19 protein-coding genes are annotated in these 16,656 nt (G+C 42.2%); 12 read left to right on the top strand and 7 right to left on the bottom strand.

The genetic code is table 11. From position 1 onward, the window contains the following. The first annotated feature begins 42 nt into the window (after nt 1-42). The gene (gene dusA, locus BLP85_RS11760) at nt 43-1,074 is read left to right on the top strand and encodes a tRNA dihydrouridine(20/20a) synthase DusA (RefSeq protein WP_092820270.1); all 1,032 of its coding nucleotides are present in this window, start codon (nt 43-45) and stop codon (nt 1,072-1,074) included. Between the two features lie 184 nt (nt 1,075-1,258). Here the strand turns inward: dusA and BLP85_RS11755 are convergent, their stop codons facing one another. Together BLP85_RS11755 and coaBC are read right to left on the bottom strand one after the other, a co-directional pair. Continuing rightward, nucleotides 1,259-1,636: a cytochrome b562 gene (locus BLP85_RS11755; protein WP_092820269.1), complete on the bottom strand. Its 378-nt coding sequence runs from the start codon at nt 1,634-1,636 to the stop codon at nt 1,259-1,261. A 153-nt stretch (nt 1,637-1,789) separates the two neighbouring features. Then, nucleotides 1,790-3,055, bottom strand: coding sequence for a bifunctional phosphopantothenoylcysteine decarboxylase/phosphopantothenate--cysteine ligase CoaBC (gene coaBC, locus BLP85_RS11750; RefSeq protein WP_092820268.1), 1,266 nt, complete (start codon nt 3,053-3,055; stop codon nt 1,790-1,792). Between the two features lie 112 nt (nt 3,056-3,167). Between coaBC and radC the strand changes: the two genes are divergently transcribed. Both radC and BLP85_RS11740 read left to right on the top strand, forming a co-directional pair. Then, a complete protein-coding gene (radC, locus tag BLP85_RS11745) occupies nt 3,168-3,860 on the top strand; it encodes a RadC family protein (RefSeq protein ID WP_092820267.1) in 693 nt (230 codons plus the stop codon). A gap of 73 nt (nt 3,861-3,933) precedes the next feature. Beyond that, the gene (locus BLP85_RS11740; RefSeq protein WP_092820266.1) at nt 3,934-4,845 is read left to right on the top strand and encodes a bestrophin family protein; all 912 of its coding nucleotides are present in this window, start codon (nt 3,934-3,936) and stop codon (nt 4,843-4,845) included. Between the two features lie 129 nt (nt 4,846-4,974). Here BLP85_RS11740 and BLP85_RS11735 read toward each other — a convergent pair whose 3' ends face one another. Beyond that, nucleotides 4,975-5,826 carry a PHP domain-containing protein gene (locus BLP85_RS11735; RefSeq protein ID WP_092820265.1) on the bottom strand — a complete coding sequence of 284 codons (852 nt, stop codon included), beginning with the start codon at nt 5,824-5,826 and terminating at the stop codon, nt 4,975-4,977. Between the two features lie 45 nt (nt 5,827-5,871). On the opposite strand from BLP85_RS11735, the gene BLP85_RS11730 reads away from it, so the two are divergent. From BLP85_RS11730 to mnmC, 4 genes are read left to right on the top strand one after another with little or no spacing between them, the layout of a single operon-like run. Beyond that, on the top strand, nt 5,872-6,486 hold the full coding sequence (locus tag BLP85_RS11730) for an inner membrane-spanning protein YciB (RefSeq protein WP_092820264.1): 615 nt from the start codon (nt 5,872-5,874) through the stop codon (nt 6,484-6,486). A 26-nt stretch (nt 6,487-6,512) separates the two neighbouring features. After that, nucleotides 6,513-6,815 carry a YciI family protein gene (locus BLP85_RS11725; RefSeq protein ID WP_092820263.1) on the top strand — a complete coding sequence of 101 codons (303 nt, stop codon included), beginning with the start codon at nt 6,513-6,515 and terminating at the stop codon, nt 6,813-6,815. Between the two features lie 4 nt (nt 6,816-6,819). Next, nucleotides 6,820-7,338 (top strand): hypothetical protein, encoded by a 519-nt coding sequence (locus BLP85_RS11720; RefSeq protein WP_092820262.1) that lies wholly within the window; start codon nt 6,820-6,822, stop codon nt 7,336-7,338. Between the two features lie 56 nt (nt 7,339-7,394). Further along, the gene (gene mnmC, locus BLP85_RS11715) at nt 7,395-9,314 is read left to right on the top strand and encodes an FAD-dependent 5-carboxymethylaminomethyl-2-thiouridine(34) oxidoreductase MnmC (RefSeq protein ID WP_092820353.1); all 1,920 of its coding nucleotides are present in this window, start codon (nt 7,395-7,397) and stop codon (nt 9,312-9,314) included. Between the two features lie 143 nt (nt 9,315-9,457). On the opposite strand, the gene BLP85_RS11710 is transcribed toward mnmC, so the two are convergent. Continuing rightward, complete coding sequence (locus BLP85_RS11710) at nt 9,458-9,772, bottom strand: rhodanese-like domain-containing protein (RefSeq protein ID WP_092820261.1); 315 nt, start codon at nt 9,770-9,772, stop codon at nt 9,458-9,460. 91 nt (nt 9,773-9,863) lie between these two features. Between BLP85_RS11710 and BLP85_RS11705 the strand changes: the two genes are divergently transcribed. After that, a complete protein-coding gene (locus BLP85_RS11705) occupies nt 9,864-10,352 on the top strand; it encodes a YajQ family cyclic di-GMP-binding protein (RefSeq protein WP_086195903.1) in 489 nt (162 codons plus the stop codon). Nucleotides 10,353-10,384: 32 nt separating this feature from the next. Beyond that, nucleotides 10,385-10,885, top strand: a complete 501-nt coding sequence (locus tag BLP85_RS11700) for a DUF4442 domain-containing protein (RefSeq protein ID WP_092820260.1) — start codon at nt 10,385-10,387, stop codon at nt 10,883-10,885. A gap of 85 nt (nt 10,886-10,970) precedes the next feature. Here the strand turns inward: BLP85_RS11700 and BLP85_RS11695 are convergent, their stop codons facing one another. The 3 genes from BLP85_RS11695 to BLP85_RS11685 are packed head-to-tail and all read right to left on the bottom strand — an operon-like array spanning nt 10,971 to nt 12,732. Next, nucleotides 10,971-11,342 (bottom strand): acyl-CoA thioesterase, encoded by a 372-nt coding sequence (locus BLP85_RS11695; protein WP_409449189.1) that lies wholly within the window; start codon nt 11,340-11,342, stop codon nt 10,971-10,973. Between the two features lie 55 nt (nt 11,343-11,397). Further along, nucleotides 11,398-11,835, bottom strand: coding sequence for a thioredoxin TrxC (gene trxC, locus BLP85_RS11690; protein WP_092820258.1), 438 nt, complete (start codon nt 11,833-11,835; stop codon nt 11,398-11,400). Further along, the gene (locus BLP85_RS11685; protein ID WP_092820257.1) at nt 11,836-12,732 is read right to left on the bottom strand and encodes an alpha/beta hydrolase; all 897 of its coding nucleotides are present in this window, start codon (nt 12,730-12,732) and stop codon (nt 11,836-11,838) included. It lies immediately after the preceding gene. A 124-nt stretch (nt 12,733-12,856) separates the two neighbouring features. Here BLP85_RS11685 and BLP85_RS11680 point away from each other — a divergent pair, with 124 nt between their 5' ends. The 3 genes from BLP85_RS11680 (at nt 12,857) to BLP85_RS11670 (ending at nt 16,431) form a co-directional block, all read left to right on the top strand. After that, nucleotides 12,857-13,192, top strand: a complete 336-nt coding sequence (locus tag BLP85_RS11680) for a protein tyrosine phosphatase family protein (RefSeq protein ID WP_092820256.1) — start codon at nt 12,857-12,859, stop codon at nt 13,190-13,192. A gap of 597 nt (nt 13,193-13,789) precedes the next feature. Next, entirely contained in the window at nt 13,790-14,977 is a 1,188-nt protein-coding gene (locus BLP85_RS11675) for a hypothetical protein (protein ID WP_092820255.1), read from the top strand. Nucleotides 14,978-15,057: 80 nt separating this feature from the next. After that, nucleotides 15,058-16,431 (top strand): dihydrolipoyl dehydrogenase, encoded by a 1,374-nt coding sequence (locus tag BLP85_RS11670; RefSeq protein WP_092820254.1) that lies wholly within the window; start codon nt 15,058-15,060, stop codon nt 16,429-16,431. The last annotated feature ends 225 nt before the right edge of the window (nt 16,432-16,656 follow it).

The raw sequence follows: 16,656 nt of genomic DNA, 5'->3' as shown, positions 1-16,656 counted from the left end.
TTCGCGCAGGTTGCGAAACAAAGATTAAAGGTATGATTTTTAATGACTATTATCAAAAACATTGAAAACACTCAATCCCCGCGAATCAGTGTCGCCCCGATGATGGATTGGACTACCCGTGACTACCGTTTTTTTGCACGCCTGTTTAATCCGAATATTATTATGTATACTGAAATGGTGACGACGGGTGCCATTCTTTTTGGCGGTGCAGCACGCCATTTGGACTATAACAACGAAGAACACCCGATTGTTCTGCAACTTGGTGGCTCAAATCCGAAAGATCTTGCGACCTGTACCAAAATGGCACAAGACTGGGGCTATGATGAAGTCAACCTGAATGTGGGCTGTCCCAGTGACCGCGTACAAAACAACAAAATTGGCGCATGCTTAATGGCAGAACCCGACCTGGTGGCTGAATGTATTGCTGAAATGCGCAATGCCGTGGATATTCCTGTGACGGTCAAACACCGGATCGGTATTGATGACATGCAGTCTTATGAAGAAATGCTGCATTTTGTCGATACCGTAGCCAAAACAGGTTGTGACAATTTTATCGTGCATGCACGTATTGCCCTGCTTCAGGGCTTGTCACCGAAAGAAAACCGCGATGTTCCGCCTTTGCGTTATGAAGATGTTTACCATTTAAAACAGGACCGTCCAAACCTGCTGATTGAGATTAACGGCGGAATCAAAACCTTGGCTGAAACCCAAGAACATTTAAAACATGTTGATGGGGTGATGATTGGCCGCGAGGCTTATCACAATCCCTATCTACTGGCTGAACTTGGACAACTCTGGAATCTGGAAGCACCTGACCGTTTTGAGATTATGGCGCAAATGATGCCGTATATTGCCAAACGGATGGAGGAAGGTGCTCCACTTTCTATTATTACCCGTCATATTTTAGGATTATTCCAGAATTTGCCGGGTGCACGAAAATGGCGTCAGGCTTTAAGCGGTGGCAATGCCAAAACCCTAAAAGATGTAGAGACAGCTTTGATCAATATTCAGGAAGCGATGCAACGCACTGAAGAATATATAAAAGAAAATCAGAGCTCTCTAGCTTCAAGTTAATTGCACGGTATCCCCATACAAAATGCCAGTCCATTTAACCATGGACTGGCATTTTTATTTTAATTTTGCATGCGGCTTGCTGGGATACGATTTACACCGTTCACACAATGGTCACGAACAAGCGTAAATGGGCTTCATCTCACTTTTCACCCAGCCTCACCTGGAACGCTAAATATGCATCACATCAGTGATGGTTATAAGCAGCATGTCCTCGATCTTTAACCGCAGCAATTTTTTTACCTTCCACTTTGGCCTGCTCTAATTGACCAGCCTGAACCAATAACCGGGTTTTATCAATCTCTGCCAGCAACTGATCATATAAGGCATCTGAGCTCGGCGCTTTTGCATTATGGGCTTTTAATTTCACTTTTTTTGCATCCAAAGCCGCAGCCTTCATATTATCCAGCGCTTGCAATGCATCGTTCTGATTATCCGCCTTGTTAAACATTTTAAAGTTTTTTCCAAGCGTCATCATATTTTGTTCAAGCGTACCAGCAAAGCTGACACTGCTGAACGACAAAGCAGCAGAAAGCATGACTGTGGTGAATGTTTTTTTAATCATGTTGATGTCCTTGTAAAGATCCGTTTCAAAAACAGGAGAGTCTTATTGTTACAGTTAAATTGCTCTAAACATTTGCGCTTTAAGCATTCAACATAATGTAGATAGCATAAAAAATGCAACGGACAGGTTGCATTTTAATTCATGGCCTGTGTTTTAAACTGGCTCTATTTCCTGTTGCAAGGCATCATGAATTGCTTCTACCAGCTGCTGCGCGATTTCCTGTTTCGAGGCTTTTTCCAGATCACGTTTTTCCATCTGATAACTTTCAGCAAAAAATACCGTCATGGCATTTTGGTCCGATGCAAAACCGATGTCGGAACGTGAAACATCATTGCAGGCAATCATATCCAGTTTTTTCGCGACCAGCTTGCCGGCGGCATATTCTTCCACATTGCGGGTTTCAGCGGCAAATCCCACCATAAATGGACGTTTTTGTTGCTGGGCAATGGTTGCCACAATATCCGGGTTTTTAATTAAAGCCACATTCAGCTCATCACCAGCTTTCTTGATTTTATGCTCGGCCACTTCTGCGACGCGGTAATCCGCCACCGCAGCCGTGGCAATAAAGATGTCACAGCCTTTATCCAGCTGTTCCATACTGTGTTCCAGCATCTGCATGGCAGATTGCACATTAATACGGCGTACACCATTTGGAGTATCCAGACTGACCGGTCCTGCAATTAAAGTGACTTTGGCACCGGCTGCATAGCAGGCCGCAGCCAAGGAAAAGCCCATCTTTCCGGTACTGTGGTTGGAAATATAACGGACCGGGTCCAGCGCTTCACGCGTAGGTCCCGCAGTAATCACGACATGTTTGCCAGCCAGCATGCCAAATTTTTCTGCAATCGCACGCTGTGCACGGTGGAAATATTCAGTCACCTGATGTGCTAAATCTTCCGGCTCAGGCATACGTCCCAAACCGACATCACCGCAGGCTTGTGAACCGGCATCCGGCATAATCACATGCACGCCATCTTCCACCAGTGTATTCAAATTGCGCTGCGTCGCTTTGGCCGCCCACATTTGCTGATTCATGGCAGGTGCGACCCAAACAGGCGCTTTGGTCGCCAGATATAAAGTACTGAGTAAATCATCTGCCAAACCTGTCGCGAATTTTGCCAGCGTGTCACAAGTTGCAGGGGCAACCAGCAGTAAGTCGGCCCAACGCGCCAATTCAATATGCCCCATGCCTGCTTCAGCTTCAGGATTGAGTAATTCAGTGTGCACCGGATTTCCCGACAGGGCCTGAAAGGTCAACGGAGTAATAAAAGCCTGTGCCCCATGCGTCATGACCACACGGACATTAAAGCCTGCATCTTTTAAACGACGGACCAAAATGGCACTTTTATATGCCGCAATACCACCAGTTACCGCTAAAACAATGTTTTTATTTGGAATCACACTCAAATCGAAGCTCACGAACAGGCTACCTTTCTGTTGCAGTGGCGCTCACAATAGCATTAAATAAAGTCATACCCAAGTCAGCGACTTGCTGTAATACCCTCACTAATAACAAAAAAGTCTAAAAACAATGAATTTATCGATTAAACACTGGCCTGAACAGGAACGTCCACGCGAAAGGCTGATTCAACAAGGCGCTGCAAGTCTGTCAGATGCTGAACTGCTGGCCATCTTTTTACGCTCCGGCTCCAGGCAACATTCTGCCGTTGAGCTTTCCCGCATGCTCTTGCAGCATTTTGGCGGGCTCAACCCTATTTTGGATGCCGGACTTCAAGATTTAAGCCAATTTCATGGTATCGGGGCAAGCAAATATGCCCAACTGATTGCGGTGAAGGAATTGGGACGGCGCTATATTTCCACCCATTTACAGCAGGGAAAAATTGAATTAAGCAATTCAAAAATACTCCTGGATTTTTTGAAATTCGAATTGCTGGGTGAAAAGCAGGAAGTTTTTGCGGTACTTTGCCTGGATGCACATTTAAGAAAAATAAGCTTTAAGAAAATGTTCTACGGTTCGCTTAATTCGTGTGAAATTTCCACAAATCAGCTGCTGCGTCATGCCATCAATCAACATGCCAGCAGTCTCGTCATTGCGCATAATCATCCTTGGGGGATGCCACAGCCATCGAGCGCCGATGTCGAACTCACACAACGTATTCTAAGTGCCTGTCAATTATTGGAAATCAAGCTGATTGACCATTGTATTGTGTCACCAGAAGGAAGCTGTTCTCTGGCGGAGCTGGGACTGATTTCAACTCAATAATAGTTGTAACAAATATTGACAAAAGCCCTGCTAACATTGAAGATCAACAAAAAATTTTGATGATACTAATAACATGATTGTTCGTGATCAACCTAGTGTATTCAAGCTGCTCTTTTCCTGGCGCGGAACCATCCTGCCCAAGGTTTTGCCGCCTTTAGGTGTGGTCATGCTGATCTCCTCAGTGATTGGCGGTCTGTCTTATATTGGTTACTTTCATTTTCCAGAACTTCCCCTGGTGGGCTTTACCTTAATTGGGGTGGTACTGTCGATTTTTCTCGGCTTTAAAAACACCGCCTGTTATGACCGCTGGTGGGAAGCCCGTAAACTGTGGGGCATGCTGATTGCCAATGCGCGGCATTTTGACCGCGACTGTCGCATGCTCAGCCAAGGACGCCGTGAACGCATCATTCAGCACGTGATTGTGTTTGCCAATGTACTGCGTGACCGTTTGCGTCATCAAACGGCGAATCCTATGGCATTGGTAGAAACCAGCGGCATGAGCCAACAGGCTGTAACCCAGCTTTACCAGCAGGCCAATGCACCACAATACACCTTGAGCCTGATTCAATGGGAATTGATGCAAGCCCTTAAAGAAGGCGAAATTTCCGATATTATTTATACCCAGATGAACCAGCATGTGGCTGAACTGAGTCTGGTTCAAACCGGTTGCGACCGTATTGCCACCACACCTTTGCCTTTTGCCTATTCAGTCTTACTAAACCGTACCGTGTATTTTTTCTGTTTTATGTTGCCGTTTAGTCTGGGCGCAACCTTGGGTTTGGCGACGCCTTTAATGGTCGGTATTTTGGCTTATACCTTTTTGGGTCTGGATGCGCTCAGTTCCGAAATTGAAGAACCTTTCGGCACGCAAAGCAATGACTTGCCACTGGACTCAATGGTGCGCACCATTGAAATTGAACTGCTGGGAACTTTGGGTAAACCAACCCCACCACCGATTCAGGCACAGGATCATAATTTGCTTTAGACCCTCTTCCCCTTGCGGAATATATTCCTCATCCCAGAGGGAGAAGGAGCTTTTATCCTTTCTAAATTTTAATAATGGATATCGCCTCTTCTTCTAGGAGATGAGCAGCACTGCTGCGCAAGGGAGAGGTCAAACAAAACTCTCCCAAATCCCGACCTGTCCTTCCTTAACGCGCGGAATATTACCCAGCTTGATCCACGGCATATTATCACCATGAAAATCACTGCCCACTGACACCTTGAGACCAAACTGTTCAATCATCCGGTCGACCATTTGGCGGGTTGAGGCCGGCTCAATCGCTGGCGGAAGCTCCACAGCATCCCCACCAAACTGGGCAAAAATTTCAATCAAATAGCGGATATTAGTAGCTGATAAATCATATTTCGTCGGATGCGCCAGCACGGCGAAACCCTGACTCTCATGAATGACCTGAATGGTTTCTTCCAAACCCAGGCCATCAAATTTCACATAGGCTTTTTTGCCTTCTTTAATATATTTATCAAAAGCCTGTTGTGGACGACTGACATAACCTTTTTCTACCAGGGTTTTGGCAATATGGGTTCGGGTGATCCGGTCTGCAACACCCTCCACTTTGGTAATCACATCGGCATAAATATCCTCACCAATCAGCGGAACCAGCAAATCACAGATCTGTTTGGCACGAATCGCCCGAATCTGTTTTTGTTGTTCCAGTAAGGCAAGTAACGGTTCTGGTTTTTGCATATTCAATGCAACCACATGTACGGCATAGTTTTTTTTCGTTGCCGGACGTGACCATTGGCTGGAGATTTCGACACCGGAAATAATATTCAGCGGTAAAGCCTGCGCAATATTTTCAGCTATTTTTAAGCCATCCATGCTATCGTGGTCCGTCAGCGCAAGGGTATGAATGCCTTTTTCCACGGCTGCATGCACAAGTTGTTCTGGAGACAAAGTTCCATCAGAAATATTACTATGTGTATGTAAATCTATGCCTTGCATCACTTATACTATGTCATTTATTTGATCAGATTTAGATACTCTAACATGAAAGCACTTTTAGACTTTGTGCCACTCATTATTTTCTTTTATTTATATAAAACTGTTGATCCCAAAGATACCGAACATCCGCTATTACATTTGATCGGTTCAGCGGGAGGTATTGATAATAATCACATTTTAGTGGCTACCGCAGGTCTGATCATCTCAATGCTGGTGGTGTATGGCGTCTTATTTGTCAGCCAGAAATTCCGCCTGGATAAACAGCAATGGATTGTACTGTTTATGACAGTCATTTTTGGTGGCATTACCTTAATGCTGAGCGATGATTTTTATATCCGTTTGAAAGCCGCTCTTTTAAATATTGTTTTTGCGGGTGCCTTCCTGCTTTCACCTTACTTTACCAAAGACAAGAAACCCCTGATTCAGCGTTTATTTGGTCCTATTTTCAATTTAACCGCAAAAGGCTGGAAAAACTTAAACTTTGCCTGGGCTGGCATGTTCGCATTCATGTCTTTCCTGCATGTTTTTTTCGCTTTTTTATTTGCTGGCGGAAAATATTGGGGCGAATTTACTGCATTTGGTGACATGATTGTGATGTTTTCCTTTATCATTGTTCAGTTTATTGTCTTGCGCAAATATTTTAAGTCGCCTGAAGCCTAATTCAGGTCAACTGATCGAGAAAGAATATGCCTTTATTCGTCGTAACGTGTACCGATAACGAGGGTACAGTCGAAAAACGTCTAGCTACGCGTCCACAGCATTTGGAACGCCTGCAAAAATTAAATGATGAAGGTCGTTTAATTGTAGCTGGTGCAATGCCTAAAGAGCCCGGCAATCCACACGCAGGTTTTTATGGCAGCACGATTATTGTTGACTTTGAAACCCGTGAAGCACTGGATACATGGCTGCAAGATGAGCCTTTCTTAAAAGAAGGCGTATATGGTCATATTGATGTGAAACCTTTTAATAAAGCTTTCCCTCAAGGATAAAATCATGCGTGTTGTAGTTTCAAGCTTATTGGGTTTCTCTTTAATCTGTTCAACAGCTTGGGCGGTGGAATCTGCTCCTGCTCCGACACCTGCTGTAGCCCCTGCTGCTCAAGCGACGACTGCAACACCTCCACCACAGACCACCCCACAAACCTTACCTGCAAATAAGCCGGGTACTGTTCCTGCTACCAAGCTGGATGCCAATGGTTTACCTTTGGAAACCAAACCGCTGACCGCAGAACAAATTGCCAAGAATAAGGCAGTGCAAGATGCCAAAGTCAAAGCGCTGGTTAAAGATCAGGCCACCCGCTTACAGCAACTGGAAAAAGCCAATTTAGATGCCTTGGCACAAAACCAGGAACTGCAATTGAAAAATGACAGTTTGGGCGTTCAGGTGCAGGTGTTGCAAAGTGAACGTAGTGCACAGATGTTTTTATACGGCGCAGCGACGATTGCAGTCGGCGTGTTGCTGGGCTTCCTGATTGCCAGTTATGTGTATACCAAACGTCGTCGCCAGTGGTAATGACAATATTTACTGATTCATTTAGTTTTACAGCTCGATTTAAAGGTTATTTAGGTTTGTCCCATCCTATTCAAACTGCCGATCTGGATTGGCATCAGGTCGATGGCATTGAGGTTCCCGTTTCCAAACTGTTTGGAGACGTTTATTTCTCTAAAGATAATGGTTTGCTGGAAACTCGGCATGTATTTTTAAATGGCAACGATTTATCGACCCGCCTGGCAAAGCTGAATGATTTTGAATATTTCTGTGTTGGTGAAACCGGTTTTGGCACCGGCTTAAATATTCTGGCCTTATGGCAGCTTTGGCAACAGCTTCGCCCGGACAATCACAGCCATCTGCATGCCATTTCTGTAGAAAAATTTCCCTTAAGAAAAGATGACCTGATTCGTACTTTAAACGTATGGCCTGAACTGCAACCTTTGGCTGAGCAATTAATTGCCCAATATCCGATGCCTATTGCCGGCTGTCACCGTTTATCCTTTCCGGATGAACGTTTTAGCCTGGATTTATGGCTGGGTGATGCCCATGATGTCTTTCCCGTCATGGAAAAAACAGCAACAGTCAATGCATGGTTTTTAGATGGTTTCGCCCCCTCTTGTAATCCGGATATGTGGGAAGAAAATGTTCTCAACAACATTGTGCGCTTATCGGATAGAGGGACGACATTCGCTTCATTTAGTGTAGCGGGTGTACTGAAACGCGGCTTAAAAAATCACGGTATTTCTATTACACGTCCGCGCGGTTTTGGACATAAACGGGAAATGCTTAAAGCCATCTGGAATGCGCCTGAAAATCAGGTTGAAACCTCGGAAGATTTAGACTCCACTCAAAAAAAAATCAAGCTAAATACTGCGATCTTTAAACAGCGCCAGATTGCGATTATTGGCGCAGGAATCGCAGGTTTAAGCTGTGCCTGGGCATTTGCTCAGCGTGGCCATCAGGTGATGGTCTATGACCAGACAGCCCCTCTTTCCGGCGGCTCTGGCAATCCTTTGGCCTTACTGAACCCGAAACTGTGTCCGATTGAACAAAGTCCAAACCATTTAATGACTTTAGCCTGGCAACATGCATTAAATCATTATGCAACCTTTGCAGCTTTCCGCCCAATTCAGGTCAGTCAGTTAGCACTGAAAAATGCCGATGAGTTACTGGGACTGGCACAACAGTATCCTGAAGGAATTCTTCAAGCAGAATCCACCACAGATTGTACTCTAAATACTGAATTCTCCAATCTTAATTTATTGCAGGCAGGGGCTGTTTCTCCGCATCAATTACGAGATCAAATCCTAGAACATCCCCTGATTCAGTATCAGCAAGCAGAAGTGTCCGAGATCAAGCAAGCCACCTTGATGAAGGTGCTCTCTACTACTGGGCAATTATTGGGTGAATTTGATCATGTGATTGTTTGCGCTGCACGCAATAGTCAAAACTTCTTTGCACAATTTCCTGTATTAAAGCCGATTCGTGGACAAGTCAGCTGGGTAGACAACTCCGTACAGCCTTTAGATGCCCATCAGGCCTATAGCTATGGCGGCTATTGCATGCAGCTCAATGCAGATCAGCTTGTTTTAGGCGCATCGTTTTACCCGAATCGTGATGATGAGGAAGTCCTACTGGAAGATCATGTGCATAACTATGAACTGATCCACAGTGTTTTTCCTGAATATGCCAAAACTTTAGCACCGGTGGAAAGCTGGCAGGGTCGTGCTTCAGTACGCGCCCAAACTCAGGATTATTTTCCGGTCGTGAGTCAGGTACAACAAGATCAGCAGATTTATGCATTGACGGGTCTGGGTTCGAAAGGGTTTTTATTTGCACCGCTTTGCAGTGAAGTTTTAGCTGCACAGGTGTTGGGCGAAGCCTGCCCTGTTTCATCGAGTTTAGTGCGTAAACTGAGTGCCAGACGTTTTGAAAAGAAAGTAAAAGCGAAGAAACCTTATTTTAAAAATCCTCATCCTTTATCAAAAGGTGAATAGCACCGCTACCAAAGCGGGAGATTTTAAATTTTCTGCCCCACCCTTTACAAACTCAGCAAATATTCTAAAGATTCTTATCTGCCGCCGAGGGAAATTGAGTTTTCTGTCTGCCAATAAAAAAGCGCCTTGCGGCGCTTTTTTCCTTACGCACCCTGCTCTAGAGGGAGGCCTGCATCACGTGCAGCACGGGTACCACCCATCAATACCACATACTCACGTGAACTATCCAAGTTTTCCAACTTTTCAGCAGCACGGGGTGCCTTACTGCCACCACCGCATAAAATGTAAATAGGCTGATCCGACTCCACCTGAGTTAAGCTATTTGCATTTAGGTTATCGATAGGCTGATTCACAGCACCTTTTACATGACCTTCAGCAAAGGCTTTTGTATCACGAACATCCCAGATAATTGCATTTTCTGGGAACTCAAATGTTGTAATTTCTTGTTTACGGATCATTGCACACTCCTTTGATGTAAACAACACTTGGCAAATGAAGAAAACATCCCTAGCATCTCAGATATTCTTTCCATTTGTAAAGGTCTAAACCATGCCTTCTTTCGATATTGTATCTGAATTAGAAATTTTTGAAGTAAATCATGCTGTTCAAAACACGCAAAAAGAAATTGCAACCCGTTTTGACTTCCGCGGACAAGACGTTTCTATTGAACTGAATGAAAAAAACAAAGAAATCAAAATCAGTACTGAAAGTGATTTCCAGTGTGAACAAGTTTATAGCATGCTGGAAAACCATTTCTTTAAACGCAAAGTGGATATTCAGGCACTTGATCCGCAAAAAATGACCGCTTCAGGCAAAAATGTGATTCAAGTGATCAAGCTAAAAGACGGTCTTGACTCGGATACCGCAAAAAAAATTAATAAAGCCATTAAAGAAAGCGGCATCAAGGTGCAATCATCTATTCAGGGCGACAAGATTCGTGTAACGGATAAAAAGCGCGACACTTTGCAACAAGTGATGGCTTTTTTAAAAGAACAGCAATTTGGTGTGCCTTTACAGTTTAACAACTTTAAAGACTAAGGCATTACTGCCGTAACACGACGAGGAATTCCATGACACCGACCAATCGCTTATCGAAACTGGTAAAAGCAACGGCTAAATTACCTCAGGGCATCCGCAGTAGACTGTGGAGCAAAGTGTTTGGTCGGGTCGTGCCGATGGTGGGCAGTGCCCATATTCGTTATCTGGAAGTCAGCCACGACAAAGTGGTGGTCAAAATTGAAAACCATCGGGCCATGCAAAACCATATTGGCCAGGTTCATGCCTGCGCCATGGCACTGATTGCCGAAACTGCCACTGGTTTTGTCACTGGAATGAATGTTTCGGACTCCTGTATTGTATTAATAAAAAGCTTAAAAGTTGATTTCAAGCGCCCATCCAAAGGTGCAATGATTGCAACCGCCACCTTGACAGACGAGCAGCAAAAGCTCATGCAAAACACCGAGAAAGGTGAAACGCTAGTAAGCGTTCAGGTGACGGATGAATCAGGTGAAGAGCCTGTTCAATGTGAAATGCTCTGGGCCTGGGTGTCCAAATCACAATTAAAAAACTAATTTGTTTTTTAGTTCTGCCCATACCAGCTAAAAAATTAAACTGATAAAAAAGCCCAATCAGGATTGGGCTTTTTTACTCTTGGAATTATTTCTCTTGCTGCGAAGCTAAAAATTTTTGTTTGACCTCATCCGGAATCTGACGCTTTGCCCCTTTTACATCCACAGCGACAAAGGTAAACACGCCTTCGGTTACACGAGTAGGTTCACGCGAACTGTCATGACTGTCCCACACTTCAATTTGCATTTGAATTGAGGTATTACCCACTTTTAAAATTTTGGTATAACAGCTAATCACATCGCCGACTTTGACAGGAACCAAAAAAGTCATCTGATTAATTGAAATGGTTGCACAGCGTCCTTTACTAAAACGCTCTGCATGAATTGCACCTGCCAAATCCATTTGTGAAACGATCCATCCACCAAAGACATCACCACTCCAGTTGGTATCTGCTGGCATTGCAATTGTTTGAAGGGAAAGCGTTCCTTCCGGTTTTACATGAGTATCTGACACGTTAACTCCCAGTATTGGCATTTAAATGTTGATCCAGCCACTGCTGTAGCTCTGTGGATCGTAGCGCACCGCTTATTCTAGCAATTTCATTGGTTTTATTCATCAAAACCAAGGTGGGAATACTACGCACATTAAACGCACCACTGAGTCGGGGTGATTCTTCGGTATTAATTTTGGCAAAAATCACTTTCGGGTTTTGTTTTGCCACTTGTTCAAAATGAGGGGCCATCATCTTGCAAGGACCGCACCATTCCGCCCATAAGTCAATAAGTATAGGCAATTCACTATGGGTAACGAAGTTACTAAAATTATGCTCATTCAACTCTATGGGAGCTAGAGGAATAAGCGCATGTTGACACTGACCACAGTTTGGATTTGCTTCCAGTTTATCTTCCGGTACTCGGTTTCTGGCACCACATGCAGGACATACAATAATCATTTAGCTCACTCCAATATGTTGGTGTAAAAATTCTAATTGCGTTGATATGGCTTTTTCGAACCATTGGCCATGATAGATATCAAAGTGTTGCATATCCCATTCATGGTATTGTACATAAGGTGCGATATTGGTCGCTGTTTCACGGCTCGATTCAATCGGAATCAGACTATCCTGTTTAGAGGCAATAAATAAAACAGGCACACTGATTTTACGCACATCCTGAATAGGACGATAACGGATTAGGTTGAAAAAGACGCGTGCAGGAATCTCGCCACTCCAGTAATAATCAGGATTAACAATGGATAGATATCCCTCATAACTATCTGCCGTAGGCATAAAGCATAAACCCTTTTTGCTCACAACGGGCAATGTTTTCGGAGACATCCCGACTTTCGCGCCCATATAATCCTGACTCGATATTTTGAGTGCCTTAGGCAATTGTTGCAAAGGATAAAGCTTGGCACTTTCCGTACCATCGACAAATGGCACTTGCACCATCACCGCTTGGACATTTTTTAATTCTGCCGCTAAATTTAAGGCATAGCCACCACTTAAAGAGGTTCCCCAAAGTACGATACGCCGTGAATCAATCGATTTCCGCGCCACAATATGCGCAATCATGGTTCGCCAATCTTCCAATTGTGATTGAATCGAGACCAGTTCACGTGGACGGCCGGTACTCCCCCCCCAATAACGATAATCAAACAGTACAACGGCATAACCCGCCTGGGCAAAACGCTTGGCATATTGAACCAGTTTAAATTGACGTAAAGCAGCCAAACCATGTGCCATAATAATCACAGCCGGTTTATGTTCGGTTTTGGGACGATAAAAATCCGCAGCAATGACCTCTTGCCCACTATTTACATATAAGGGTTCAACCGTATAGGAATGCATACGCGCTCCAGTGCGTTATTTTATGATTATAATCGCTTATAAAAATTTCAACTGATTAAACTCAAGTTTCAGCTTAATGCTATCATAAAGCATATATCTATTGAGCAAATTATGGAGTGACAAAATGAGCGAAAATGTCGGCTTTGCAGGTCAAATTAGCCCAGAACAGGTAACGCAAGTTATTGAAAAAGGTTTTAAATCGATTATCAACAACCGTCCGGATATGGAAGGTGGTCCAGAGCAGCCTACAAGCGCACAAATTGAAGAAGCTGCACGTAATGCAGGATTAGACTATGTTTTTCAACCCGTCGTTGCAGGTCAAATTACTGAAGTTGATGTGCGTACATTTGCCAACCACTACAATGAACTTCCAAAACCTGTACTCATGTTCTGTCGTACTGGCAATCGTTCAAATAATTTATATCAACTCGCAAAACAAATGGATTTATTAGATGATTAAGCACGTTGTTGATCGTGCTTTTTTAATTTCATTGTGACCTTTAATACCGCGCTGTTTGTATAACCTGTTGATTCAATCTATAGGTTAAGCTTTTTTGGCGGTATTAGGAGGTCAAATGACAACAGATAAATTTTGAATTTTTAAGTCTCTCACTTCACACCCGCCTGATGAGTGATAAGGCTATCTGGCTTCATTCCCCCATTAACTCCTATGGTTGAACAATTGCAGCATTATTTACTCCTCCATTATCGATGGTAAAATTTTTAAAATAGACGGGAGTTAAATTTGCCGAATATGATCATGGCTTACAAAACATATATTAATGATAGAACAAAGTGGCACATGCTCTTGCCTATCATTTAATAAAGTAAAAATTAGGATTGTTCTATGAATAAAATTATTCTTCTACTTCTTATTTCATGCGTCATTGTGGGATGTAGTTCTATGAATGTTCGACCTACGGTTGGGGTAAGTGTAGGAACTTCCATTTGATTTTATAAAAATAATATAAATGGTGCTATTTGCACCATTTTTTATGTGTGTTATCTTTAACCAATATAAACAAATTTAATACACAACATAATTTTGGGGTAATATATGGGTTTTATAAAAAGCTCTTTAGCACTAGCTTTGGCAAGTTTATTAGTTGCATGTGGGGGCGGTGGTAGTGATGGCTATTATAATAATACTAAACAAAATAATGAAACAACAACACCGGGAACATCGACTCCTATAGAAATAGCTAAAGCAGAACTTGATATTTTAAAACGAGAAGGTCAATTCCTATTTGGAAATTATGACCCAAATGATGCTACAACCTCAAAAGGTTATATCGACCATGCATTAGATACTTTTGCACAGGGCCCTATTCAACTTAGCTTAGATATTCGTCAAATTGATTTAACTGCGTTTAAAACAACAAACTATCGTGATAAATGCTTCCTTTTAAGCAAAACAGATTATCGTGCCTGCTATGTATTTGTTGGGGAAGACATTAAAAAAGTTCTTTCTGGTTATTCTGAATGGGATTTTGATATTACTGCTGAAGATTTAAAAAACATTAAACTTCAAAATGATCAAATAACCCCTAATTTAGAAGCATATGAATCAAATACACGAATTTATATATTTGAAAATGAAAATGGTGATAAAAATTTTAATGATGTCACGATAACGGGTGCCTTTGCTTATCCATTCCAACAATCTTGGGGTATTCAACAAACTCTGCAAAAACGTTTTGTACTTATTAATAGTGCCACCAGTGACTATAAAATTACCACTACTGCTACTGTAAAAGATCCAGAAACTGGGAATAATGTAGAACGTGAAATCACCACAGGTGCGATCAGTATTTATAAAGACCTTACATCTAGAGATGGTAGTCTTTATAACATTCAAGCTGGTTCAGGATTTAATGTACTGATTAATGACAACCCGAACATTCCATTTGCGGAACCAATTTCATTTATTCTTAACTCGGTACCAGGGACATCTGCATCAGCAAGCTTTAGAATCAAAGCATCTGGTGAACAGGAACTATTTTTACCGAGTATTACAACTATTGATGGCACTCGTGTAGAAAATGAATCACCTGATCAAAATAATCAGACCTTTACGGGCAATGTTTCATTAAGTGGCAATAATATTTTTAAATTTAAGCAACAATTAAGTGGAACTTTAAATTTTGAACATGTAATTAATGGGATTACTTTTAAAGGTACATCAATAAATAATAATGGTACAGTGAACACCAGTTTAAGCCTCCCAACCGGTGTAACATTTTAAATGTAAATAATTGCAATAAAATCCTCTTTTTAGAGGATTTTTTTATATAGTCAATTTACGCTATTTTAAAAGTTAATATTATGTACGACATCATTATTATCGGTGCAGGTACAGCAGGTATTGCTGCTTATAAAGAAGCCATTAAACACACCCAAAACCTCCTTATTGTTAATCATGGATCATGGGATACAACCTGTGCCCGTGTCGGCTGTATGCCAAGTAAAGTGCTTATTTCTGCTGCAAATCGTATGCATGATATCCAAACTGCAGAGAAAGTAGGTCTATCTGTCACCTCAAAAATTGATACATCGCAGGTTATGCAACATGTACGAATGCTTAGAGATCATTTTACAAATGCGATACTCAAAGATGTAAATAGCTGGACAGCAAAACATAAAATATCAGGACAGGCACAGTTCACTAATGAAAATACAATTACTGTGAATGGTCAGAAATATCAGGCTAAAAGTTTTATTATCGCTGTAGGTTCTACTCCAACCTTTGATCTCCAGTGGAAAGAACAGCTCGGTGACCGGCTCATCACTTCAGATCAAATTTTTGAACTAGAAAAATTACCTCAGTCATTGGCCGTGATTGGTAGCGGAGTCATCGCTATCGAACTTGCACAAGCCATGCAAAGATTAGGGGTCAAGACCACTGTTTTTGCACGTAGCCGTAAAGTTGGCGCCTTAAGCAGCTCAGCTTTGCAAAAATTAGCGCAAGATGAAATCAGTAAAAATTTAAATATTAAATTCGAAACATTACCAACTGCAGTTCAGCTTAATACGCAAGGAGTTACAATTAACTTCCAGGAAAATAATCAAGCTCAACAACTTGATGTGGAATATCTCCTGGTTGCAACAGGCCGAAAAAGTTATTTAGATACGCTGCAATTAAACAATATCCATCACTCATATACTGATCTTAAAAAACTTCCTGTTCACGATACAACCAAACAGCTTGGAGATTACCCTATTTTCATTGTCGGTGATGCACATAGCAACACGCCTATTCAACATGAAGCAGCACATGAGGGACGTCAAGCTGTAAATAACTGTTTAAAATATCCTGAAATTAAAAACTTAAAGACACTTACACCTTTAGCAATCGTATTTAGCGCACCAGAAATGGCAACCGTAGGGCAAAGTTTCAAACAACTCAGCGATGCAAAAATTGAATTCGTTACAGGTATGGTTTCGTATGAAAAACAAGGCCGGGCTTTAGCACTCGCTAAAAACAGTGGTGCGCTCGAAGTGTATATCCATCAATCTTCACGCAAAGTATTAGGGGCAGAATTATTTGTAGAAGCTGCAGAACATATGGCTCTTTTACTGGCATGGATGATTTCTGAGAATTTAACCGTAGATGAAATTTTAGATAAGCCATTCTATCATCCCACCTTAGAAGAAGGACTAAGAAGCGCTTTAAAACATGCCCGAAGACAATTAAAGTGAGTATAAAAGTTTAATATTTAATAAATATCTTTAATATTTTTTGATAAGACTATCAATCAATCCTGCTTACAGTTCACTGCAAGAAGCTTTAGTAGGCTTTTTGCAGTGTTAATATTACCTAATAATTCATGCATAAAAAAAGCCCCTACACTTGGCAGGGGCTTTTGAATAATGAGCTGGCGATGACTTACTCTCACATGGGTAATCCCACACTACCATCAGCGC

The organism is Acinetobacter kookii, assembly GCF_900096895.1.
In the GTDB taxonomy this organism is placed as follows: Bacteria; Pseudomonadota; Gammaproteobacteria; order Pseudomonadales; family Moraxellaceae; genus Acinetobacter; species Acinetobacter kookii.
Note: the sequence above shows the minus strand (reverse complement) of the source record. Positions and strands in the feature narration are given on the sequence as shown.